The 22,846-nt window shown below is 59.2% G+C and carries 18 protein-coding genes and 2 pseudogenes; 15 read left to right on the top strand and 5 right to left on the bottom strand.

Features of this window, described 5'->3' with window-relative positions; genetic code table 11:
* Positions 1 to 119: 119 nt before the first annotated feature.
* The 10 genes from HU754_RS19770 (at position 120) to HU754_RS19725 (ending at position 14,498) form a co-directional block, all read left to right on the top strand.
* On the top strand, positions 120 to 746 hold the full coding sequence (locus tag HU754_RS19770; protein ID WP_093431991.1) for a response regulator transcription factor: 627 nt from the start codon (positions 120 to 122) through the stop codon (positions 744 to 746).
* Positions 747 to 4,382, top strand: coding sequence for a transporter substrate-binding domain-containing protein (locus HU754_RS19765; RefSeq protein WP_225919926.1), 3,636 nt, complete (start codon positions 747 to 749; stop codon positions 4,380 to 4,382).
* A 130-nt stretch (positions 4,383 to 4,512) separates the two neighbouring features.
* Positions 4,513 to 4,926 carry a DUF4398 domain-containing protein gene (locus tag HU754_RS19760; RefSeq protein ID WP_225919925.1) on the top strand — a complete coding sequence of 138 codons (414 nt, stop codon included), beginning with the start codon at positions 4,513 to 4,515 and terminating at the stop codon, positions 4,924 to 4,926.
* Positions 4,927 to 4,936: 10 nt separating this feature from the next.
* Positions 4,937 to 5,710 (top strand): OmpA family protein, encoded by a 774-nt coding sequence (locus tag HU754_RS19755; protein ID WP_186624674.1) that lies wholly within the window; start codon positions 4,937 to 4,939, stop codon positions 5,708 to 5,710.
* Between the two features lie 230 nt (positions 5,711 to 5,940).
* Positions 5,941 to 8,115, top strand: a complete 2,175-nt coding sequence (locus HU754_RS19750) for an autotransporter outer membrane beta-barrel domain-containing protein (protein ID WP_186624673.1) — start codon at positions 5,941 to 5,943, stop codon at positions 8,113 to 8,115.
* 166 nt (positions 8,116 to 8,281) lie between these two features.
* Positions 8,282 to 8,692 (top strand): hypothetical protein, encoded by a 411-nt coding sequence (locus HU754_RS19745; protein ID WP_093432000.1) that lies wholly within the window; start codon positions 8,282 to 8,284, stop codon positions 8,690 to 8,692.
* On the top strand, positions 8,664 to 9,974 hold the full coding sequence (locus HU754_RS19740) for an EAL domain-containing response regulator (RefSeq protein ID WP_189661578.1): 1,311 nt from the start codon (positions 8,664 to 8,666) through the stop codon (positions 9,972 to 9,974). The genes HU754_RS19745 and HU754_RS19740 overlap by 29 nt, the downstream gene beginning before the upstream one ends.
* Positions 9,975 to 10,063: 89 nt before the next feature.
* Positions 10,064 to 10,507 carry a chemotaxis protein CheY gene (locus HU754_RS19735; protein WP_093432006.1) on the top strand — a complete coding sequence of 148 codons (444 nt, stop codon included), beginning with the start codon at positions 10,064 to 10,066 and terminating at the stop codon, positions 10,505 to 10,507.
* Between the two features lie 135 nt (positions 10,508 to 10,642).
* Entirely contained in the window at positions 10,643 to 11,269 is a 627-nt protein-coding gene (locus HU754_RS19730; RefSeq protein ID WP_186624672.1) for a response regulator transcription factor, read from the top strand.
* Positions 11,270 to 11,279: 10 nt separating this feature from the next.
* Positions 11,280 to 14,498 (top strand): transporter substrate-binding domain-containing protein, encoded by a 3,219-nt coding sequence (locus tag HU754_RS19725; RefSeq protein ID WP_186624671.1) that lies wholly within the window; start codon positions 11,280 to 11,282, stop codon positions 14,496 to 14,498.
* Between the two features lie 11 nt (positions 14,499 to 14,509).
* Here the strand turns inward: HU754_RS19725 and dkgB are convergent, their stop codons facing one another.
* On the bottom strand, positions 14,510 to 15,313 hold the full coding sequence (gene dkgB, locus HU754_RS19720) for a 2,5-didehydrogluconate reductase DkgB (RefSeq protein WP_186624670.1): 804 nt from the start codon (positions 15,311 to 15,313) through the stop codon (positions 14,510 to 14,512).
* A gap of 227 nt (positions 15,314 to 15,540) precedes the next feature.
* Positions 15,541 to 16,448 (bottom strand): annotated as a pseudogene (locus HU754_RS19715) (LysR substrate-binding domain-containing protein).
* Positions 16,449 to 16,553: 105 nt separating this feature from the next.
* On the opposite strand from HU754_RS19715, the gene HU754_RS19710 reads away from it, so the two are divergent.
* The 3 genes and pseudogenes from HU754_RS19710 (at position 16,554) to HU754_RS19700 (ending at position 19,555) form a co-directional block, all read left to right on the top strand.
* Positions 16,554 to 17,420, top strand: a complete 867-nt coding sequence (locus tag HU754_RS19710; RefSeq protein WP_186624668.1) for a pirin family protein — start codon at positions 16,554 to 16,556, stop codon at positions 17,418 to 17,420.
* Between the two features lie 94 nt (positions 17,421 to 17,514).
* Positions 17,515 to 17,895, top strand: a pseudogene (locus HU754_RS19705) (isochorismatase family protein); the annotation flags it as partial.
* Between the two features lie 217 nt (positions 17,896 to 18,112).
* Entirely contained in the window at positions 18,113 to 19,555 is a 1,443-nt protein-coding gene (locus HU754_RS19700; RefSeq protein ID WP_093432023.1) for a mechanosensitive ion channel family protein, read from the top strand.
* Positions 19,556 to 19,559: 4 nt separating this feature from the next.
* Here HU754_RS19700 and HU754_RS19695 read toward each other — a convergent pair whose 3' ends face one another.
* Entirely contained in the window at positions 19,560 to 20,135 is a 576-nt protein-coding gene (locus HU754_RS19695; protein ID WP_186624667.1) for a GNAT family N-acetyltransferase, read from the bottom strand.
* Between the two features lie 129 nt (positions 20,136 to 20,264).
* Between HU754_RS19695 and xth the strand changes: the two genes are divergently transcribed.
* Together xth and HU754_RS19685 are read left to right on the top strand one after the other, a co-directional pair.
* On the top strand, positions 20,265 to 21,059 hold the full coding sequence (xth, locus tag HU754_RS19690; RefSeq protein WP_186624666.1) for an exodeoxyribonuclease III: 795 nt from the start codon (positions 20,265 to 20,267) through the stop codon (positions 21,057 to 21,059).
* 101 nt (positions 21,060 to 21,160) lie between these two features.
* On the top strand, positions 21,161 to 21,994 hold the full coding sequence (locus tag HU754_RS19685; RefSeq protein ID WP_099758518.1) for an arylamine N-acetyltransferase family protein: 834 nt from the start codon (positions 21,161 to 21,163) through the stop codon (positions 21,992 to 21,994).
* On the opposite strand, the gene HU754_RS19680 is transcribed toward HU754_RS19685, so the two are convergent.
* Positions 21,991 to 22,317, bottom strand: a complete 327-nt coding sequence (locus HU754_RS19680) for a BrnA antitoxin family protein (protein WP_186624665.1) — start codon at positions 22,315 to 22,317, stop codon at positions 21,991 to 21,993. The genes HU754_RS19685 and HU754_RS19680 overlap by 4 nt on opposite strands.
* Positions 22,318 to 22,320: 3 nt before the next feature.
* Positions 22,321 to 22,605 (bottom strand): BrnT family toxin, encoded by a 285-nt coding sequence (locus HU754_RS19675; protein WP_093432038.1) that lies wholly within the window; start codon positions 22,603 to 22,605, stop codon positions 22,321 to 22,323.
* Positions 22,606 to 22,846: the final 241 nt, after the last annotated feature.

The following is a 22,846-nucleotide window of genomic DNA, read 5'->3' as shown; positions in this document are numbered from 1 at the left end:
GAATTTTCCTACAATTCTGTGGTGCTCGTGTATGTTCTGCACGTGGAGCATCTGGACTGCTGTCCCATTGTTATTTGTGGCGTTGCCAAGTAGTTGATCAACGTCTTACAGGGGTTTTTATGTTGAAAGCGATCATCGTGGACGATCACCCGTTCATTCGCTCTGCGGTCAAGATGCTGTTGAAACAGGAACATTTCGAAGTCGTCGCGGAAGCGGACAATGGCGCCGATGCTGTGCAGCTGGCCCGCGAACATACCCCCGACCTGATCATTCTGGACATCGCCATGCCCAAGCTCGACGGCCTGGAGGTGATCTCGCGTATCCGCGCGCTGAACCTGTCTTGCAAGGTCCTCGTGCTGACGTCGCAGTCGGCACAGTTTTATTCCATGCGCTGCATGAAGGCTGGCGCAGCCGGATACATGTCGAAAACCAACGACCTCGACGAGTTGGTCAAAGCCATCAAGGTGGTGATGGACGGCTATACCTTCTTCCCCAATCTGGCCAGTAGCTCGGTGCGCCGCAGCGATGCCCAGGCCACCGATCTGGAACTGATTCAGAGTCTGTCTGATCGCGAGTTGACGATCCTGCAGCAACTGGCCAAGGGTTTGAGCAACAAGGAAATCGGCGAAGCCATGCTGTTAAGCAACAAAACCGTCAGCACTTACAAGACGCGGCTGATCGAGAAACTCAACGTCAAGTCGGTGGTGTACCTCGCCGATTTTGCCAAGCGTAACAACCTGCTCTAGATGATTATTTTCGTCAGAAATTGCCTGGCCGGTCTGGCACTGTTCGGCTCAATGTCGTTGCTGCAGGCCATGGCCGCGACGCAGCCCGATACATTGCAATTGCTCGGTCGCTCGGATGTCGACGAGTATGCCGTGCCACTCGATGAGCCGGACTGGAGCTGGTTGCGCCGCAAGGGGCGTCTGTTGCTCGGCGACAGCAGCCCTGATTACGCGCCTTTTGCGATCACCGGCAACGGCAATGATTACGAAGGCCTGACGGCCGATTACGCACAACTGATCGAACAATTGCTGCACGTCACGGTCGAGGTCCGGCGCTACGCCTCGCGCGGCGATCTGCTGACGGCGCTGAAGCACGGCCAGATCGATATGATCGGCACCGCTAACGGTTTTGAGGCGGCGGATCCCGAACTGGCAATTTCTTCGCCTTACGCTGACGATAACCCGACCCTGGTGACGCGCATCGATGAGAGTCACAACCTGCCGGAAGACCTGGCGGGCAAACGAGTGGCGATGCTCTATCACTACCTGCCACCGGAAACGGTCAAGGCGTTTTACCCAAAAGCCGACGTGCAACTGTATCCCTCGACACTGACGGCGATCGGTGCCGTGGCGTTCGGTCAGGCTGACGTCTATCTGGGCGACCTGCTCAGCTCCAATTACCTGGTCAAGAAGAACTACCTCAACAACGTTCAGCTCAGCGATTTTTCGCGTATGGAAACCCAGCCCTTCAGTTTTGCCGTGACCCGGGACAACACCCGGTTGTTGCACATTCTCGATGCGGCGTTGAAGGTCATTCCTGCGGAAGAGCGTATGAGCATCCGGCGCCGCTGGAGTGTCGGCGGGGTGGCCATTCCCGGCCAGCATCGGCTGCATTTCAGCGTGAACGAACAGCGTTGGCTGGATCACCATCCGCGTATCAAAGTCGCGATCAACGAAAACTTTCTGCCGTTGACCTTTGTTGATGAAGCCGGAAAGTTTCGCGGCATCAGTGCTGATGTGCTGGCCAAGATCAGCCTGCGCACGGGCCTGCAATTCGATATACAGCGTGTTGAGTCGGTGGGCGACCTGATCGGTGAGGTGACCAGCGGCAAGGCCGACATGCTGGCGGCGTTCACGCCGAGCACCGAGCGCGAAGGTCAATTGCGCTTTACCCGGCCGTACCTGATCAACCCGTTCGTGCTGGTCACTCGCCGTGGCGGCGAACCGATGACGCTGGATCAGATGGCCGGCAAGCGCTTGGCGCTGATCAGCGGCAACATTCTGCGCGAGTACCTCATCGAGCAATTCCCCAAGGTGCAACTGGTGACGGCAGGCAACGCCGCCGAGGCCATGGAGATGGTCGCGTTGGGCAAGGCCGACGGCGCGATCAATTCGCTGGTCAGCGCGCGCTATTTGATCTCGCGCCAGTACCGCGACACATTGCAGGTCACCAGCACGGTCGGCACCCAGCCTGCACGCATCGCACTGGCCACCAATCGCGGTGCGCTGGAGTTGTACTCGATCCTCGACAAGGCACTGTTGAGCATCAGTCCGGAAGAAATGGACGAGTTGACCAACCGCTGGCGCAGCGAAGTGGTGGTGGACGACAGTTACTGGCTGCGCAATCGCGCGATGATCATCCAGGGCTTCGTGATCGCCGGCGTGTTGCTGTTGGTGGCGCTGGGCTGGATCGCCTATCTGCGTCTGTTGATGCGCAAGCGCCGTCAGGCGGAAATCGCGCTGAACGATCAGATGGAGTTCATGCGCGTGCTGATCGACGGCACGCCGCATCCGATCTACGTGCGCGATCGCGAAGGTCGCCTGGTGATCTGCAACAGTGGTTATCTGCAAGTGTTTGGTACCGAGCGCGAAGCGGTCATCGGCAAGTTGGTCACGGACGGCGTGCTCAGCGATATGCAGCAGGCACAGACGTTTCAGGATGATTATCTACGGGTGATGGAGGACGGCTTGCCGAGCATCCAGGACCGTAGCCTGAATCTGGCGGACGGCCGCGCGCTGACCATCTACCACTGGATGCTGCCGTATCGTGGCAGCGACGGTGCAGTCAACGGCATGATCGCTGGCTGGATCGATGTCAGCGAGCGTCAGCATCTGTTGCAGGAACTGCAAATCGCCAAAGATGTTGCCGATGACGCCAACCGCGCCAAAACCACGTTCCTGGCAACCATGAGCCATGAAATTCGGACGCCGATGAACGCCATCATCGGCATGCTCGAACTGGCGCTGAAAAAGGCCGATCAAGGTGTGCTGGATCGCTTTGCCGTTGAAGTGGCCTCGGGCGCAGCGCGGGGCTTGCTGGACCTGATTGGCGACATTCTCGATATTGCACGGATCGAGTCCGGGCGCCTGTCGCTGGCGCCGGAGCGCGCCAATCTGCGTGAACTGATTGAATCGGTTGCGCGCATTTTTGAAGGCCTGGCGCGCCAGAAACAGTTGCGTCTGCAACTGGACCTGGATGCCCTGAGCAACGTCGACGTGTTGATCGATCCGCTGCGTTTCAAGCAAGTGTTGTCGAACCTGTTGAGCAATGCGATCAAGTTCACCGATGTGGGCAAGGTGGTATTGAGCGCGCAGGTCGAGACCGGCAGTGATGATCGACTGCGCCTTTGCTTGCGCGTAACCGACAGTGGCCGCGGCATCTCGCTTGTGGATCAGGCGCAATTGTTCACGCCGTTTTCCCAGGCTGCCAACCATGGTCAGTCGGCCCAGGGCGGCTCCGGGCTGGGGCTGATGATCAGTCGCACCTTGTGCGAAATGATGGGCGGCAGCCTCGCGCTGACCAGCGAATTGGGGCAGGGCACGCAGATCGAGGTGCGGTTGAATCTACCGACACTCGATCCTCTGGACGCCGCGCCGGTCGAGGAAAACGTGGCACTGCAGGCCAGTCACTGTCTGAATATTCTGGTGATTGACGATTACCCGGCCAACCGTCTGCTGCTGTCGCAGCAGTTGAGTTATCTGGGCCACCGGGTGACGGATGCCGAGGACGGCGCCCATGGTCTGCGTGCCTGGCGCAATCAGACGTTCGACGTGGTCATCACCGACTGCAACATGCCGATCATGAATGGTTACGAACTGGCCCGGGCGATCCGCGATGAAGAGGCGACGCGAGGATTGGCGCGCAGCCTGGTGTTGGGGTTTACCGCCAATGCGCTGGCCGAGGAGAAGGATCGTTGCGCCGAGGCCGGCATGGACGATTGCCTGTTCAAACCGATCAGCCTCAGGGATCTGAATCTGCGTCTGGCCGCAGTCGTTCCACGGCCTCGTTCACCGACTGAAGACGAGCCCGGCGATGTCGGCACCGGTGACATCGATCTGGGCAGCCTCGAACAATTGACCCGTGGCGACCGCGCGTCGATCAACAGTCTGTTGAGCGATCTGGCCACGAGCAATGCGCAGGACATGGCCAAACTGATGCGCCTGTTTACCCAGCACGACATGCCCGGGCTCGCCAATCTGGCCCACCGGGTCAAGGGTGGCGCACGCATTATCAAGGCGCACTCACTGATCCAGGCTTGTGAAGCGCTGGAGGTTGCCAGCGAAGGTCTCGACACGCAGGTTCTGACCGAAGCGGTGGATGCCTTGCAGCAATCGATGGAGCGTTTGGCGGAGCAACTGGACGAGCGCCTGGCGTAACAAACTATTTCCAGTTTCCCTGCGTTTCTTGCGAATTTTCCTACATTCGTCACTGGCTCTCTGTCGCTAACGTGCGGTGGTCTCGGCATACAGCCGAGCTCACTTCACTGGTTAACATTTGGAGCTGTTGATGACCCTTCCACGTATGTCTTCCCGTGCACGATTGGCCGTCTGTGGACTGGCCGTTGCTGCGGCGTTGAGTGCCTGCGCCAGCGCGCCGCTGCCAGAGCAACAGATCAGCTTGTCCAAGGACGCGGTCAACCGTGCGGTGTCGGCCGAAGCAACCCAATACGCACCTTTGGAAATGAAGGCAGCGCAAGACAAGATGTTCCAGATGGAACGCGCCCTCGGTGAGAAAAACTACCCGCAAGCCAAGTTGTTGGCCGAACAGATCGAAGCCGATGCCAACCTCGCCGAACGTAAATCGCGCGCTGTGAAATGGCAGAAACAACTGGCTGACGCGCGCAATGGCATTCAGGTGCTCAAGCAGGAAATGCTGCAAGACCCGGTCACCGGTTTCAATCCGCCAGCCAGCGCTCAATAAGGACTTGTTCATGTCGAATTTCAAACTGTTGCCCATCGCTTCGCTGATCGCTCTGACACTGGCCGGTTGCGCCACGCCGCCTGAAAACCCGCAACTGCTGCAAGCCCGCGAACAGTTCGCGGCGCTGCAAAACAAGCCGGAAGCCAACACCCTCGCAGCCATTGAAACCAAGTCTGCCTTTACGGCGTTGAACGCGGCCGACCAGGCGTCGCAGAAGAACCGCCAGGCACCGCAAGTCGATCAATTGGCCTATCTGGCCAGCCAGAAAATCGCCCTGGCCGAGCAGACCATTGCCGGCCGCCAGGCCGAGGCGGGTCTGAAGAAAATCGACGCCGAGCGGACTCAGGTGCAACTCGACGTACGCACTCAGCAGCTCAAGGCGCTGCAAGCGATGAAAGCGCAGAAAACCCAGCGCGGAGAAGTCGTGACCTTCGGCGATGTGCTGTTCGACACCGGCAAGGCCGATCTCAAGTACGGCAGCCAGCGCAACTTCGAACAACTGGCGCAGTATCTAGCGGCCAACCCTGAACGCAAGGTGCGTATCGAAGGGTTTACCGACGATGTCGGCGGTGACGATTTCAATCAGCGTCTGTCGGAGCAGCGTGCGGACGCCGTGGCTTTCGCGCTCAAGCAAATGGGCATAGGCGCTGATCGGCTGATCACCAAAGGCTACGGCAAGCAATTTCCGATTGCCGATAACGGCAATGCCCGCTCCCGTCAGCTCAACCGTCGGGTGGAGGTCATCATCTCTTACGGTTCAAGCGTGGTCGGTGCACGCGGCTGATGAGCGATCAAGCGAGCCTGCAACGGGCTCGCTTTCTTGCATCTGAGCATGGGTCAAGACCGATCAATGCTCTTGGGAAATTTCCTACAAAGACAAGGAAAAATCCTACTCAGAAAGTCCCTTCGATTCTCTAAATTGCCGGTTCCCCGAGTGCGAACCGGTTCCCTCAAAGGTTCTGACTCAACTCTATTTACGCCGTTGCCCAAGAGGGCGCACGTGAGGTTCTGTTGATGAAAACCCGTTCCCCGTTGTTCCAGCGCAACCCTGTCGCCGTGGCCGTCGCCATTGCGTTTTTGCTGCCACTGCACGCCAGTGCCTACACCTCTTCAGTCAATGGCGGGGCAGTGATTTATGACGAAAGCGTTACCACCGGCGTGCAATCGATCGGAACCAACGGCACGGCCCATCGCACCACGGTCAGCGGTAGTGGGACGCAGAGCGTATTTCAGAACGGTGTGACCTACGACACCGTAGTAGATGGTGCGACACAAAACGTTCTCAGTGGCGTCAGCCATGGCACGGTGGTCAATAACGGCGGCTCACAGATGGTGGGCACCAGCGGTATTGCCAATGACACCGTGCTCAATGCCAGTCAGCAGACCGTCACTCGTTCCACGGCCAACCGCACGCTGATCAATGCGGGCAGCGTACAGACGCTGGATATCATGGCGATTGCCAACGATAGTCAGGTCGGTGCTGGCGGTACGCAAAACCTGATCAACATGGCGGTGGCTAACGGCAGCGTGATTAACGCAGGCGGTGAGCAAACCCTGCGCCGTGGCTTGGTCGGCGGGGCGGTGGCCAATGACACGCGCGTGCAGGGTGGTACCCAAAGCGTGTACGCCACTGGCACGGCCAATAACAGTACGGTCAGCAACGGTGGTCAGGTCAATCTCTACACGGGTGCCCAAGCCAATGGCCTTGTGGCAGACGCAGGTGGCACGGTGAATGTCATGGAGAACGGCGTGAACACGGTGGACTCGCTGACCCTCAATGGCGGGCGTCTGGCATTCGCGCCGGGCAGCGACGGTACGTTCAAGACGCTTACGGTCAATGCTCTTTCCGGTAGCGGCAGCATTTTGATGAATACCGATATCGCCAATCAGCGTGATGATTTGCTGATCGTGCAAGGCGCCGGCATGGCCAGTGGTGATCACACGCTGATCGTCGGCGATAGCGGTAATGAACCGACGACCTCCGATGGCCGCTTGCTGTTGGTCGATACGAACGGCGGCAGCGCGAAATTCGCCCTGTATGGCGGCCACGTCGATGCGGGTGCATTCCGCTATACCTTGCGCCAACAGGGTGATGACTGGGTACTGGCGAGCGGGGGAGCGATTCCGGTTGATCCGGTAACGCCGGTGGATCCAGAGACGCCAGTAGACCCCGGCAATCCGGTGGAGCCAGTGACGCCAGTTGATCCGGTCAATCCAGTGGATCCGGTGGGCCCTGTGACGCCACCGCCGCGCCCGATCGACCCGGCGCCGGAAAACCTGTCCAAAGGGGCCAACGCCGCCATCGCCGCGCACACCGCCGGCGCCAGCCTGTGGAACGCGCAGATGAACGCTCTGGTCAAGCGCCTCGGCGAGTTGCGCATGGGCGAGGATGACGGGGGGCTCTGGACCCGCGCCATCGGCAAGCGTTTCGATGTGAGCGAGCATTCCAGCCGCGCCTATTCCCAGGACGTCAGCGGTCTGGAAATCGGTGCCGACAAGGCTTTCGCAGTGGACAGCGGCAAGATTTATGTCGGTGGCATGGTCGGTACTGCGCGTTCCGATCTGGATTTCGGTGAAGGGGCGTCGGGCGATATCGACAGCCGCATGTTCGGCATTTACGCCACTTACCTCAATGACAATGGCGTCTACGTTGACAGCGTCTTGAAGTACAGCCGTTTCGATACGGACATCAAAACGCCGAACAATCTGGGGCAAGCGGTAAAAGGTTCCTACAGCACTAATGGTGTCGGTGCTGATATCGAGGTTGGCAAACGCATCAATCTGAAGGATGGCTGGTTCGTCGAGCCGCAACTGGAAATCACTGCGACCCGCACCCAAGGGGCCAGTTACACCGCCAGCAACGGTCTGCGCGTCAAGTCCGATGATCTGGATTCACTGCAAAGCCGTGTCGGTTCGCTGTTCGGTCGCAGCCTGGAGCTAAGCAATGGCATGAAGGCCCAACCGTATGTCAAAGCGTCGTACATCACCGAGCATGCCGGCAGCAGCAAGGTCAGCGTCAATGGCAACAAACTCGATGCCGAGCTGCCGGGCAACCGCGTCGAACTCGGCTTCGGCGGCGTATTGCAGGTCAGTGAGAAAAGCAAGATCTCGCTGGATGCCGAGTACGCCAAGGGCAATGGCATCGAACAGCCATTCGGAGTGAGCCTGGGATATCGCTACCTTTGGTGAGGCGGTTGCCACGTCGGATCCTTCCGACGTGGCGTTGTTCTTCAAAGGGCGTCGGAGATTTCTTGGTATTTTTTCAGACTCGTCCTACATGCTTTGACGACTGTTTTGCCTAGTGTGTCGCCTCTTACGCCGCGAGCGGCGACCTTTTCTACCTCTGTCGAAACCAATGTCCTACAAAAGCTGGCGAATTCTGATTGCCGACGAGGAGCCTGCGTTGCACGCCCGAATCGGCAAGACCTTTAAAGAACTGGGCTGTCGCGAACTGACGCGGGTGCACTCGTTTCGTGAGTTGTTGGGCGTGACCCATTACTCCAGCGAGCCCTTCCAGCACTTTGACCTGATGATCATCAACGCGGGGTTGATCGCCGCCACTGGCGTGGATTGGGTGCGGTTCTTTGCAAGCAATGCACAGATTCGCCACGGCGTGATTCATGACACTGTTCGCGGCCAGCCGCAGGCTCAGACGATTTATGCCAACCACCGACGACAGTTGATGCTGATCCGTACCCCGGACCGGCAAACCCTTGGCCCTTTGCTGGAGCACCTCGATGTTCAGGAACAATCCCACAACCGTTGAGACCTCTGCTGGCGAGTCGAATACGCCATTGGCCACGACACACCGTGCTCCCGGCATCGACGACTCAATCGCCGTGCCTGCTCTGCCGCTGCGTGTGTTGGTGTTGGAAGACCATGCGTTCCAGCGCTCGGTGGCGGTCAACATGCTGCGTACGCTGGGTTGTCGCGAAATCTTCGAGGCCAGTGACGGAGCTCAGGCGCTGGCGCTCTTGCAGGAAGTCGGTACGGTCGATGTCGCCCTGTGCGATTTGCAGATGGAGGGGATGGACGGGCTCGAGTTTCTGCAGCGGGTGGGGGCCTCGGGGCAGGTCAAGTCGGTGATCATCAGTAGTTCGCTGTCGGCAGACCTGCGTCGTGCGGTGCATCAGATGGTGGCGTTGCTTGGCCTGGAACTGCTGGGCGATGTAGGCAAGCCTTTGCATGTGCAAGTGCTGGCGAATCTGCTGAGCAAATCCCTCGACAGGCCGGCTCTGGCGCAACCCACGGCCGCTGCCGTGACGCTGGCCAGTGAGGCATCGGTTCGTCAGGCGTTGGCGCAGCAGCAATTGCAGGCCTGGTATCAGCCCAAATTCAACCTGCAGACCGGTGAGGTCTGTGGTGTAGAGGTGCTATGCCGCTGGCTCCATCCAACCCACGGCATCCTTTCGCCCGCTTTGTTCATGCCAGTGCTGGAGCGTTGCGGATTACTCGACGAGCTATTGTTTGCGCAGATCGATCAGGCGCTGGGTGTGCAACGAAGTGCCCGTGCGCAGGGAGTTTTCCTGAATGTTGCGTTCAATCTGCACGCTGTGCAGTTGGCCAATGCGCAGCTCACGACCACGTTGAAAAACCTTCTGGCGCACCACGGTGCTTGCGGTGCAGGCCTGACTTTCGAACTGACCGAAAGCGGTCTGCTAGAAGCGCCGGCCACCAGCCTGGAAAGCCTCGTCCGCCTGCGAATGATGGGCTGTCGTCTATCGATCGATGACTTCGGCGCCGGCTTCTCATCTTTGCAGCGCTTGTGTCAGTTGCCGTTCAACGAGATCAAGCTCGACGCCGAATTCATCCGCAATCTTGAGCACGAACCGCGATGCCGGGCGGCGATCAGCAGCACGCTGGCGTTGGGAGAAACCCTCGGTATGAGCGTGGTGATCGAAGGAATCGAGACCGATGCACAGCGTCGTGAACTGTTGGCATTGGGGTGTTCCCAAGGGCAGGGCTACTGGTATGCGCGGCCGATGTCGGGGGCTGATTTGTTGCTTTGGTTGCAGCAGCACGGTGATCGGCGTGACTCGGATGAGTGAACCTTCTTTTAGGAAAAGTCCTACAGAACCTGTCGTGTGGCTTGCGTAGTCTTGCCGCACCCAGAAACCGTGACACCGGGAGATTGAACATGATCAATAAAGCCCTGCGCATCCTGATTGCAGACTCGCAGCATTTCCACCGGATGAAAATCGAGCGTCTGTTCAACAGCCTCGATTACTACCGCGTGGCCCCGGTGCAAAGCCTCACTGAACTGTTGACGCTGGTGGACTACGGTTGTGAGCCGTTCGATGTGGTGGTCATCAACGCCGAGCTGGCGGCGCGCTCGCTGGATCTGCTGGGGTTTTTCCTTGATAACCCGCAGATTCGTCAGGCGTTGATCTACAACGAAGGCACGGCGCCGTTGCAACAGACCTCGGGGTTCGCTCAGGAGAATGTGCAGATCAGTCATTTGATGTTGCCTTCAAAGCAGTCGATCAGTCAGTTGATGGCGCTGGTCGATGTGCCCGCAAAGCCAGGTAAACCGGTCGCTCACAAGCCACACCCGCTGATGCAGTACGTTGCGCATGCATAAAAAGTCCCCGGCCGCAACTGTCAGACCTGACAGGTGCTTTGCTCCCCGTTCCATGCAACAGTCCCTGTGCAGCCACTGAGTCTGGATCAGCCCCCATCGGTGGCCTGCCCGTCAGCCTTTGCACCGGGAGTGGCCATGAAGTTAGCGCTGATCGTCGACGATCATCCGGTGGTGCGTGCCGCCATCCGGATCGTGTTGCAATCCGAAGGATTCAAGCAGATATACGAGGCGTCCGAAGGCAACGAGGTGATCTCGCTTATTCGTGAACACAAGCCTCAATTGGTGATCCTCGACCTGAATTTGCCAGTGCTCGGCGGGCTGGAGGTGCTGGCCCGGATCAAGGCCAATGATCTTCATTGCCGAGTGCTGGTGTTCAGTACACACGAGCCGATGTTCTATCAGGAACGCTGTGTGCGCGCTGGGGCCATGGCCTACGTGACCAAAACCAATCAGCTGGAGCAGTTGCGCAATGCCATCCGGGCGGTGGTGTCGGGGCATACCTTTTTCTCTGCGCTCCCGGACCCTTTCAGTACGCTGAATGCCGTACAGATCACGGAAAAACAGATGATCGAGCAGCTCTCCGACCGTGAGTTGAGCATTTTCGCGCAACTGGGGCGGGGCAAGTCCAACAAAGCGATTGCTGAGGACATGCACCTGAGTCACAAAACCGTCAGCACCTATAAGACCCGTCTGATGAAAAAACTCGGGGTGAACTCAGCGGTACACTTGCGCGATTTCGCCAAGCGCAATCATGTGATCTGAGCGGACAGACATGAGGCAGGGGCGCCGGATTGTCTGGCTGTGGCTGACGCTGATGGCCACCTGTTGGGCAAGCGACACGCCGCAGGTGCTGCAAGTGCTGACCCGTACCGGACTGGAAAATGTCCAGCTGCGCCTGGATGAACAGGACCGGCAATGGCTGCGTCAGCACCCGGTGTTGCGCATGGGCATTTCCGGGCCGGATTACCCGCCGTTCGAGATCACCCGTAATCAACAGGAACTCGAAGGGCTGACCGCCGATTACGCCGACCTGCTGGGGCAGTTGCTCGGCGTGCGCATCGAAGTCCGCCGTTTCGCCAACCGCGATGCCGTGATGGCGGCACTCAAACGCGGCGATCTCGATCTGCTGGGCACCTCCAACAGTTTTGAAGCCGCCGACCCGGCCTTCATCCTGTCCCGTGCCTACGCCGAAGATCAGCCGATGCTGGTGACTCGACTCGATGAACAATTGCCCACCGATCTGGCCGGCAAGCGCCTGGCCATGGTCGAGGACTATCTGGCTCTGGCCAGCGTGCAGGCGTTTTATCCCCGGGCAAGTGTGCAGCGTTACCCGTCGGCGATGGATGCGCTCGGTGCGGTGGCCTTCGGCGCGGACGATGTTTATCTGGGCGACTTCATCAGTGCCAACTACCTGATCAACACCAATTATCGTAATGACCTGCAATTGGCCGGTCCGGCCGGGCTGGACGCCAATTCGTTCGGCTTCGCGCTGTTGCGCAGCGATGGGCGCCTCAAACGCATCGTCGACAAGGCATTGACGGCCATCCCCATGGAGCGGCGCCAGCGCATCGAGCTACGCTGGAGCGTCGGCCTCGCCGATATGGCTGAACAGTCGCGGGTGCAGCTCAGTGCGAATGAGCAGGAGTGGCTGGACCAGCATCTAGTTGTGCGGGTCGGAGCCATCGAAGATTTCGCGCCGCTGACATTTTTTGATGCCGATGGCCGTTTCAGCGGACTGTCGGCGCAACTGCTGAGTCTGATCAGCCAGCGCAGCGGGTTGAACTTCGAGATCGTACGCGGGGCGTCGCTGGATCGGCAGATCGAACAGCTCAAGGCCGGTGAACTGGATGTATTGCCGGTGGTGACACCGAGCAGCGAGCGCGAAGCCGAACTGCAATTTACCCGCGCCTACCTGAATAATCCGTTTGTGCTGGTCAGCGCAATCACCGCGCAGGGACCGCTCAACCTCGATGATCTGGCCGATAAACGGCTGGCGATTTATCGCGGCCATCCGTTACGTGCTTACCTGTTGAGCCGCGTGCCGCGCATCCGTCTGGTCGAAGTCAAAAGCCCCGCTGAAGGCATGGCGTTGATTGCCAAGGGTCAGGTCGATGCCACGGTGAGTTCATTGCTGGTGGCGCGCTTTCTGATCGCACGTCACTACCGTGAGCGTCTGCGCATTACCGGCACCATCGGCGATCAACCGGCGCGCATTGCGTTGGCGACGGCACCGCAGATGCCGGCATTGCATTCGATCCTGAACAAGGCGCTGTTGAGCATCGCCCCGCCACAGATGGACGAACTGGTGGAGCGCTGGAGCCACGATGTGGTGGTGGAAGACAGTTATTGGTTACGCCATCGTCGCGAGATTCTCCTCGGTTTTGCCGGTGCGGCGGTGTTGCTGGCGCTTGCGCTGGCCTGGATCATTTTTCAGCGCCAACAGATTCGCCGGCGCCAGCAATGGTTGCAGCAATTGCAGGAAGCCAAGGACGCGGCAGACGATGCCAATCGCGCCAAGACCACGTTTCTGGCGACCATGAGCCATGAAATCCGCACGCCAATGAACGCCTTGATCGGCATGCTCGAACTGGCCTTGAAGCGCGCCGAGGAAGGCGTGACCGATCGCTTGGCGATTCAGGTGGCATCCAACGCCGGGCAACAGTTGCTGGCGTTGATCGGCGACATCCTCGACATCGCGCGGATCGAGACCGGGCATTTGTCCCTCGTGCCTGAGCGTGCCAACCTGCGTGAGCAGGTGGTGTCGGTGTGTCGGGTGTTTGAAGGGCTGGCGCGGCAGAAGCGTTTGTTGTGGCACATCGAACTTGATGCCCGCAGCAACATTGACGTGTTGATTGATCCGACGCGCTTCAAACAAGTGCTGTCGAACCTGTTGAGCAACGCGATCAAGTTCACCGAGGAGGGCGAGGTCAGTCTACGGCTGACGGTGACCACCGTGACGGCGGAACGCCTGACCGTGAAAGTGCTTATTGAAGACAGCGGGGTGGGGATCAACGCCGACGACCGACGACGGCTGTTCAACCCTTTCGTGCAGGCGAGCCATGACTCGCAATCAGCCCGCAGTGGTTCCGGGCTGGGGTTGGTCATCAGTCGCAACCTCTGTGAAATGATGGGCGGTACGCTGCGGCTTGACAGTGCACCGGGTGAAGGCACACGCGTCGAAGTCAGTCTTGAACTGCCGTTGTTGGCTGCTCTGGCTCGCGCGCCAAGTGCTCCGCAAGCAGCGCTTGCGGTAACGTCGTCACTGAGTGTTCTGGTGGTGGACGATCATCCGGTGAACCGATTGCTGTTGTGCTGGCAGTTGAGTGAACTCGGCCATCGCACCGTCGACACCGAGAACGGTGATGAAGGCCTGAAGCAGTGGCGGGCGCAGGCGTTCGATGTGGTGATCACCGATTGCAACATGCCGCGGCGCAACGGTTACCAACTGGCGCGGGCCATCCGCGATGCCGAGTCGGATGCCGGCCGCAAGCCTTGTCTGATCCTCGGCTTTACCGCCAATGCGCAAGCCGAGGAAAGGACGCGCTGCCTGAATGCCGGCATGGACGAATGCCTGTTCAAACCGATCCGCTTGCACGACCTGGCGCAGGCGTTGACGGCTGCCAGTCATTGCGAGAAGACGGTGGACCCCGGCGAGGTGCCCGCGCTGACGGAAATCGACCTGAGCACGCTGGAGCAAATGGCCGGGGATGATCGTGCCTTGATCGAACAGTTGCGCAAGGAAGTGTTGAACAGCGTGCGCCTCGATCTGCAACGTCTGGAGATTTTGCAGCAGGAGCAGGATCGCGCAGGGCTGCGCGAGCTGGCGCATCACATCAAGGGTGGGGCGCAGATGGTCGGCGCGGCGCGGGTGGTGGCGGCATGTGTAGCGCTTGAGCAGGCGTGTCGCGAGACGCACGCGGCGCCGTTGGACGTGGCGAGCGAGACGTTACGCGAGGCCATGGCCGGACTCGCGCAACGCTTGCAAATCTGACGGGCGCCGGCTCAGTCCCAGTGCGGCGCGATGCCTTTCGGGCTGGTCAGGCGATGGCTGCGATCAAGCGTGGCAATCAGCGCCATATCGGCGTCGCTCAGTGTCAGCGCCGTAGCGGCAAGGTTGCTTTGCAGGTTGGCGCGTTTGGTCGACGACGGAATCACCGCGTAGCCAGACTGCATGGCCCAGGCCAGGGTGACTTGCGCCGGGGTGGCTTGCAGGCGCTGGGCGATCTGCCGGATCAGCGGATCTTGCAGCACTTCGCCGTAGGCGAGGGTCATGTACGAGGTGATGTGAATGCCTTGGCTCTGGGCGAACTCGACCACTTTGCGGTTTTGCAGGTAGGGGTGCAGTTCAATCTGATTAGTAGCGATGTTGTCAGCACCGACCGCCGCTATCGCCTGCTTCATCAAGTCGATGGTGAAGTTGGAAACACCGATCTGTCGAGTCAGGCCCAGACGCTTGGCTTCGAGCAGGGCGCCCATGAACTCTTCGACCGGTACCTGGTTTTCCGGCGACGGCCAGTGAATCAGCGTCAGGTCGAGGTAGTCGGTCTGCAGTTTTTGCAGGCTTTCCTTGAGGCTGTCGATCAAGCGATCCTGGGCGAAGTTGGCGACCCAGATCTTGCTGGTGATGAACAGCTCTTCGCGGGTGACACCGCTGGCCGCAATGGCATGGCCGACGTCGGCTTCGTTTTCGTAGATTTGCGCGGTGTCGATGGCCCGGTAGCCGAGTTCGAGAGCGGTGCTCACCGAATCAATGACGACCTGGCCTTGCAGGCGAAATGTACCCAGACCGAAAGCGGGAACAGACATGAAAAACTCCAGGGTTGCAGTGGGAATGGTCAGCAGTATCGGCGTCTGCATCGTTGAGAAAAACCGTTGGTGGGACAAAGCACTGTTGACCGGAAGTCATGAATCATTTTCAGGATTTGTGTTGTCCGGGCTGTCCTCTTCGCGAGCAGGCTCGCTCCCACCGGAGATCTGTGGTGTTCACAAAATCCTTGTGGGAGCGAGCCTGCTCGCGAGGGCGCACCACCGATTCAGGCAATGTCACTGTGGGCAAATTCCTCGCCGAGAAAATCAATCAACGTGCGCACCGACGGCAATAACCCGCGCCGCGAAGGGAAAATCGCATGCACCAACCCGCACTTCGGCGCCCAACCGGGAATCAACTCCACCACACGGCCGGCCGCAATGTCCTCACGCACCACTACACTCGGCAAATGCGCCACGCCAACGCCGGCAATCACCGCCTGACGCAAGGCGATCAAATCATCGGTGACCATGCGTGGCGTATGGCGAATCAGTGCCGTGTTGTCATTCGGCCCGAGCAGCTCCCATTGATATTCGCGCTGCGCCGCGCCCCAGTGCAGGCTCGGCAAGCCATTGAGGTCGGCAGGTGAGGGCGGTGAAGACAGGCGTTCGACAAACTGCGGGCTGCCGACCACTGACTGCGTGCTGTTGCCCAGCACCTTCATGACCATGTCGGTGTTCTCCAATGGCGGAAAACGCACGCGCAGGGCGATGTCGAAGCCTTCGTGCAGCAGATCGACGCGGCGATTGGTGCTCTCGATGAACAACTCCACCAGCGGGTATTTGAGCATGTAACGGGTGAGCATCGGCCCGACCCACGAGTTGAGCAGCGCTGTCGGGCAACTCAGGCGCACCAGCCCCTGCGGTTCGGAGCGGTTGCGTTCGATCAGCTCGGCCGCGCTTTCGGCTTCGACGCGCATGGCCAGGCAGCGCTGGTAATAGGCCTGACCGATTTCGGTCAACGAACAATGGCGGCTGGTGCGGTGCAGCAGGCGCACGCCGAGGCGTTCTTCCAGTTCGGAAATACGCCGGCTGAGTTTCGATTTGGGCATGTCCAGTACGCGCCCGGCGGCGGCGAAACCATGATGTTCGACCACTTGGGTGAAGTAGTAGAGGTGTTGAGGTCTTCCACCATCGTTCTCCATATAGAACGCTAAGGCTGATTTTTGCAGTCTAGTGCATTAATGGATACGGATTTAAGCTTAATCCATGGCATCACTCACCCAAATTGGAGACAACCATGAAAAACATCATCGGTATCTACACCAGCCCGCGCGGCCATTGGGTCGGCGATGGTTTCCCGGTTCGCACGCTGTTTTCCTACGACAACCTGGGCAAACACATCAGCCCGTTCCTGCTGCTCGATCACGCCGGTCCGGCCGATTTCACCCCGACCATCGAACGGCGTGGCGTTGGTCAGCATCCGCACCGTGGTTTCGAAACCGTGACTATCGTTTATGAAGGCGAAGTGCAGCACCGCGACTCGACCGGTAGTGGCGGTGTGATCGGCCCGGGCGATGTGCAATGGATGACTGCGGCTTCCGGAATCCTCCACGAGGAATTTCATTCGGAAAACTTCGCCAAAACCGGCGGCAAACTGGAAATGGTTCAGTTGTGGGTCAACCTGCCGGCCAAGGACAAAATGGCCGCGCCGGGCTACCAGACCATTCTCGACAGCGACATCCCGAGCATTGCGCTCAAGGACAACGCCGGTCGCCTGCGGCTGATCGCCGGCGAATTCGATGGCCACACCGGCCCGTCGCGGACTTTCACACCGATTGATGTGTGGGATCTGCGCCTGAACGCCGGCAAGTTGCTGACGCTGGATTCGCACGAAGGCCGCAACACCGCGCTGGTGGTGCTGAAAGGTTCGGTGCAGGTCAACGGTGTGGAATCGGTGCGTGAAGGGCAGTTGGCGCTGTTCGAACGTGATGGCCATCAGCTGACACTCGAAGCCAGCCAGGACGCGGTGGTGTTGCTGCTCAGCGGTGAGCCGATCGACGAACCGATCGTCGGCCACGGCCCGTTCGTGATGAACACCGAGCAGGAAATCCACCAGGCCTTCGCCGACTTCCAGTCCGGCCGCTTCGGCCAGATGCACGCTTAACGCACAACCACTGCGCTCGACACAGGACGCGTAGGCCGGTTCGCAGGCCAGGGATGGCTGTTGCCTATAGAAAAGAGGAAACGCCCATGAACACGCCCGTCCGGGCCAGATCAACGCCTGGGACAACGAAGATTTCGTCAAGGCGATCAAGGCCACTGGCAAGAAGCAATTGATCATTGCCGGTGTGGTGACTGAGGTTTGCGTGGCGTTCCCGGCGCTGTCGGCGCTGGAAGAGGGCTTCGATGTGTTTTTGGTGACGGACGCCTCCGGCACGTTCAACGAACTGACCCGTGAATCGGCGTGGAACCGTATGTCCAGCGCTGGTGCGCAATTGATGACCTGGTTCGGTCTGGCCTGCGAGCTGCACCGCGACTGGCGCAACGACATCGAAGGGCTGGGCACGCTGTTCTCCAATCACATCCCGGATTACCGCAACCTGATGACCAGCTACAGCACCCTGACTAACGGTAAATAACTCCGGGCATATGCAATACCTGTAGGAGTGAGCCTGCTCGCGATAGCGGTGGGTCAGTCAACGAGATTTCGACTGATACCCCGCCATCGCGAGCAGGCTCACTCCTACAAGGGTTTTGTGGTGTTTTTGCGCGGGCGTTCATCCTCTGAAATCAATTGCTCCTACACTTGCTCAATCTGTGCGATCTTCTCGCGATTGGCCCCGTCGGAGTTGTTTGATGCTGTCTCTGCTCACCGAACATCCGTTGTTCTGCGCGTTGATCCTGATCCTCCTCGATCTGGGTTTATGGCGTCTGATCAGTTCCCATGGCAGCGAGTGGAAACTGCTGGTGCGGGTGCTGATTTTCAGCCTGTTCAGCGTGCTGCTGTTCAACGAAGGCCTCAATCCGATGGAGCCGGCGCCGTGGGCCGACAACGTGCCGCTGCACCTGGCGGCGACTGGCCTGCAGATTGGCTGGTGGCTGTTCGGTGCGCGCACCCTGACGGTGTTGATCGGCGCGGTGATGATGCAGCGGGTCGGCCACACCGGGCGGTTGTTGCAGGACTTGCTCGGCGCGGTGATTTTCCTCATCGCGATCATTGCGGCGCTGGCCTATGTGCTGGATCTGCCGGTCAAAGGCGTACTGGCGACCTCCGGGGCGTTGGCGATCATCGTCGGTCTGGCCTTGCAGAGCACGCTCAGCGATGTGTTTTCCGGAATCGTCCTCAACACCACCAAGCCTTATCAACTCGATGACTGGATTTCCATCGACGGCACTGAAGGCCGGGTTACCGATATCGACTGGCGCGCCACGCGCCTGCAAACCAGTCAGGGCAGCATGGCGGTGATCCCCAATTCGCTGGCGGCCAAGGCCAAGATCATCAATTTCAGTCGGCCGAGCAATATGTTCGGCGTCGCGGTCAGCGTGCAAGTCAGCCCGCATGCGCGGCCCAGTTCGGTGATCGATGCGCTGGAGCGGGCGATGCAGGGCTGTCGCCAGTTGCTCGACACACCTGCGCCGAGCGTCGCACTGAAAAGCTCCGGCAGCAGTGGCGCGGAATACGAGATCAGCGGTTTCGTCGCCTCGATGGGCGAGAAGCGCGTGGTGCGCAATCAGTTGTTCGATCTGGCCTATCGGCACTTGCAGGCCTCCGGGGTCAATCTGCTGTCGAGCGATGAAAGTGCTGCGCCGACCAACCTGTCGCGGCCCCGGGCGTTGCTCGACAGCTCGCCGATTTTCTCCACCCTGCGCCAGGAAGAGAAGGACACCTTCAGCCAGAACATGAGCCTGCAAACCTTCCGTGCCGGCGAAGTCATTCTGGCGGGTGGGGAGGTCAGCGATCATTTGTTCATTATCGAGTCCGGTGTGGTGTCGGTGACGTTGAAGCGCCACGGCACACCGTTCGAGTCCGGGCGCATGGGGCCGGGCGAGGTGATTGGCGAGGCAGGGATCTTGTCCGATTCCGCATTGCCGGCAGACTTTTCGGCGAAGACCTTTTGCGCGTTGTATCGCATCGAGAAGTCGTACCTCAAACCGTGCCTCGATGCGCGTCATGATATCCACGACGCGATGCAGACGCTGCTCGATTTCCGCCTGCACAAGGCGCAATCCCTGACCGAGGAAGCGCCGGCGGTTGTACCCAAAAGAGGCTTTTTGCAGTGGCTGCGTAATCGCGCCTGAAGGGTCAAGTAGCGAGTTTCTGCTCCAGGTGCAGACGCACCTGTGGCCATTCGTCATCGATGATGCTGAAGCGCACCGAGTTGCGCTTGCGTCCATCTGGCATGATCCGCTCGTGGCGGACGATGCCTTCTTGCTGCGCGCCAAGGCGCAAGATCGCATTACGTGATTTCTGGTTGTTCTCGTCGGTGGTGAACTGCACGCGCACGCAGTTGAGCGCGTCGAAGGCGTGGCGCAGCATCAGGTATTTGGCTTCGGTGTTGACGAAGGATTTCTGCCAGCTCGCGGCGATCCAGCTGCTGCCGATTTCCAGCTTGCGATTGAGCAGGTCGATCTTCCAGAAGCGCGTTGAGCCGAGCACTTCGCCAGTGTCTTTGAGCACAATGACAAACGGCATCACCGTGCCGGCATCACGGCCATCGAGGGCTTTTTTCAGATAACTGTCGACAGTGCTGGGCGAAGGCACCACGGTGACGGTGAGGTTCCACAATTCGCCGTCAGCGGCAGCGTGGAGCAGGGCGTCGGCATCTGAATACTGGAGCGGGCGCAAGAGGATGCGCTGACCTTGCAGCGTGGTTTGCATGGGATTCCGGTCTCGGCAGTGCGGGCGAATGGCGAGCGCCCATTACGCCGCACGAGACTGATCCGATGCAACCGGCGCGATGATCACGGGGTCACAATTTTTACAGCCCTTGGGCAGGAGCCTCAGCCGATGAAAAACCTGCGAATCGCCACTTACAACGTCAACGGTTTACGCGCGCGTTTGCCGAACCTGCTGGATTGGCTCAAGCGCGAGCAGCCGGATATCGCCTGCCTGCAAGAACTCAAATCCGTCGACACGGCGTTTCCCGCCGCCGAACTGGAAGCCGCCGGTTACGGCGCGATCTGGCAGGGCCAGGCCTCCTGGAACGGTGTAGCGATTCTCGCCCGCGATGCGCAGCCGCTGGAGAGCCGACGCGGTCTGCCGGGTGATCCCGAAGATAAGCACAGTCGTTATCTGGAAGCGGCAGTGCATGGAGTGCTGGTCGGCTGCCTGTACCTGCCCAACGGCAACCCGCAACCGGGGCCGAAATTCGATTACAAACTAGCGTGGTTCGAACGGCTGATCAGCTATGCAAAAGACCTGCAAAGCAGCGATCACCCGGTGGTGCTGGCCGGCGACTACAACGTCGTGCCAACCGACATGGACATCTACAACACCCGCTCGTGGCTCAAGGATGCGCTGCTGCAACCCGAAAGCCGCGAGTGTTATCAGCGCTTGCTCGATCAGGGCTGGACCGATTCGCTGCGGCATCTGTATCCCGAGGATCGGCTCTATACGTTTTGGGATTACTTTCGGCAGCATTGGCAAACCAACTCCGGTCTGCGCATCGATCATCTATTGCTCAACCCGGCGCTGAGTCCGTATTTGCATGACGCCGGTGTAGATGCCTGGGTGCGCAACGAACCGCACGCCAGTGACCATGCGCCGACGTGGATTCGCATCGGTTCCCGCAAGAAACGCTAGCGGGCGATTGGCGAAATCAATTGTCGAAAACAGTGCCTGATCCCGTATACATGGCGACCATCAACGCAGTGACCTGCGGCACCATGCATAAGGATCGAGCAATGAGTGAGCCACGCCTGACGAATCTGAAGCTGTACCTGCAACGTCTGGGTTTTGAAACGCCACCGGAACCGACAGTGGCGACCCTGCGCCTGCTGCAACTGCGCCATACCGGCGTGTTCCCTTTCGAGAATCTGGCGACGATTACCGGCGCGGCGGTATTGATCGATCTGCCATCCATTGAAGAGAAAGTCCTGCTCGGTGGACGCGGTGGTTACTGCTACGAGCTCAATAACCTGTTCTTTGCCCTGTTGCTGGAACTGGGCTTCGACGCTCGGGCCATCAGCGGGCGCGTGGTAATGAATCAGCCCGAAGGCAGCTGGACAGCGCGCACACACCGTTTGAGTCTGGTGACCATCGACGACGTGCGCTACATCACAGATGTCGGCTTCGGCGGCATGGTGCCGACCGCGCCGCTGCTGCTCGATACCGAGACCGAGCAAGCGACCCCTCACGAACCTTATCGCATTGAAAAACAGGCCGACGGCTACATGCTACGTGCCAATGTGGCGGGTGAATGGCGGCCGATGTACCTGTTCGATCTGCAACGCCAGGAAGACATCGATTACACCATTGGCAACTGGTATGTCTCGACTCACCCTGAGTCACCGTTTGCACAGCGCCTGATGGTGGCGCGCACCGGGGATGGCTGGCGCAAGACCCTGAACAATGGCAGTTTCGCGATGCATCGCATGGGCGTCAGCAGTGAGCGGCGCGAGGTGGCGGACGTCGGTGAGTTGATTGAATTGCTGGCGCGCGAGTTTGATCTGCACCTGGCTGATGTACCTCACGTGCGGCAGTCTTTGGCGCGGATAATCACGCCGGTCTCCGCCTAGGGTTTGACGTCGGGCTCCAGCACTCGACGGATTTCCCCAACCGCTGCCGACAGCTTTTTCTCCAGGCTCTTGAGATCGGCGGCGGTGATGCCCTTCTTGAATTGCCCGCTCGATTCGACTGGCTCCGGTTTGGCAACGGCATCGAGCAGGGCATGACGCAGGGTGTTATTGATCACCGTCTGATAACCGAACCCTTCGTTTTCCGCGACCGTTCGCGCCGCTTCGATGACGGCGTCATCCAGCATGATGGTGATGCGGGTTTTGCCCTTGTTTGAAGCCAACGCACCGCGTTTGCCCTGAGAAAAGTCATATTCGTCTTGCATCGATCAAGCCTCCAGAAAATAAGCGCTACGTTCGCTGGGTGTGGCGACACGCGCAGAAATGATTCGAACGACATTTGCATCCCGGTAACTGTAAGCAACGACCAACAAGCGCCCTTTGCCGTTGGCGCCAATAGTGATCCAGCGCTGTTCGTCATGGTCGTTGTCCTCGATCGTCAGTGCTCGTTCGTCGTGAAAGACCGGTTCGGTCTCGGCGAGGCTGACGCCCTTGTGCTTGAGTTTGTTGGCTGCGTTCTTGCTTTTGTCGTACTGAATTTCAATTGACTTCATTATGCATACTTTATATGTATAAAAAAGAGCGCGACCGCACCGTCGGTCGCCGTGAACACTTCAGCGTAGTGGCGGCAGGCGAGGGCACTGGAGAGGAAGTGTTGCCGGATTTGTGGGGGATGGGAGCAGCGGGCTAGAAGCTTGGGTGGCTACCTATCCATTATGTGACTGATAAGTTGTATACAACTCTATGGACATTTGTCACGAGTATTGAATACAGTGTTGCGCATAACAAAAACCA

The sequence above is a fragment of the Pseudomonas zeae genome (assembly GCF_014268485.2).
In the GTDB taxonomy this organism is placed as follows: Bacteria; Pseudomonadota; Gammaproteobacteria; order Pseudomonadales; family Pseudomonadaceae; genus Aquipseudomonas; species Aquipseudomonas neuropathica.
This window is presented reverse-complemented; position numbering and strand designations above follow the sequence as displayed.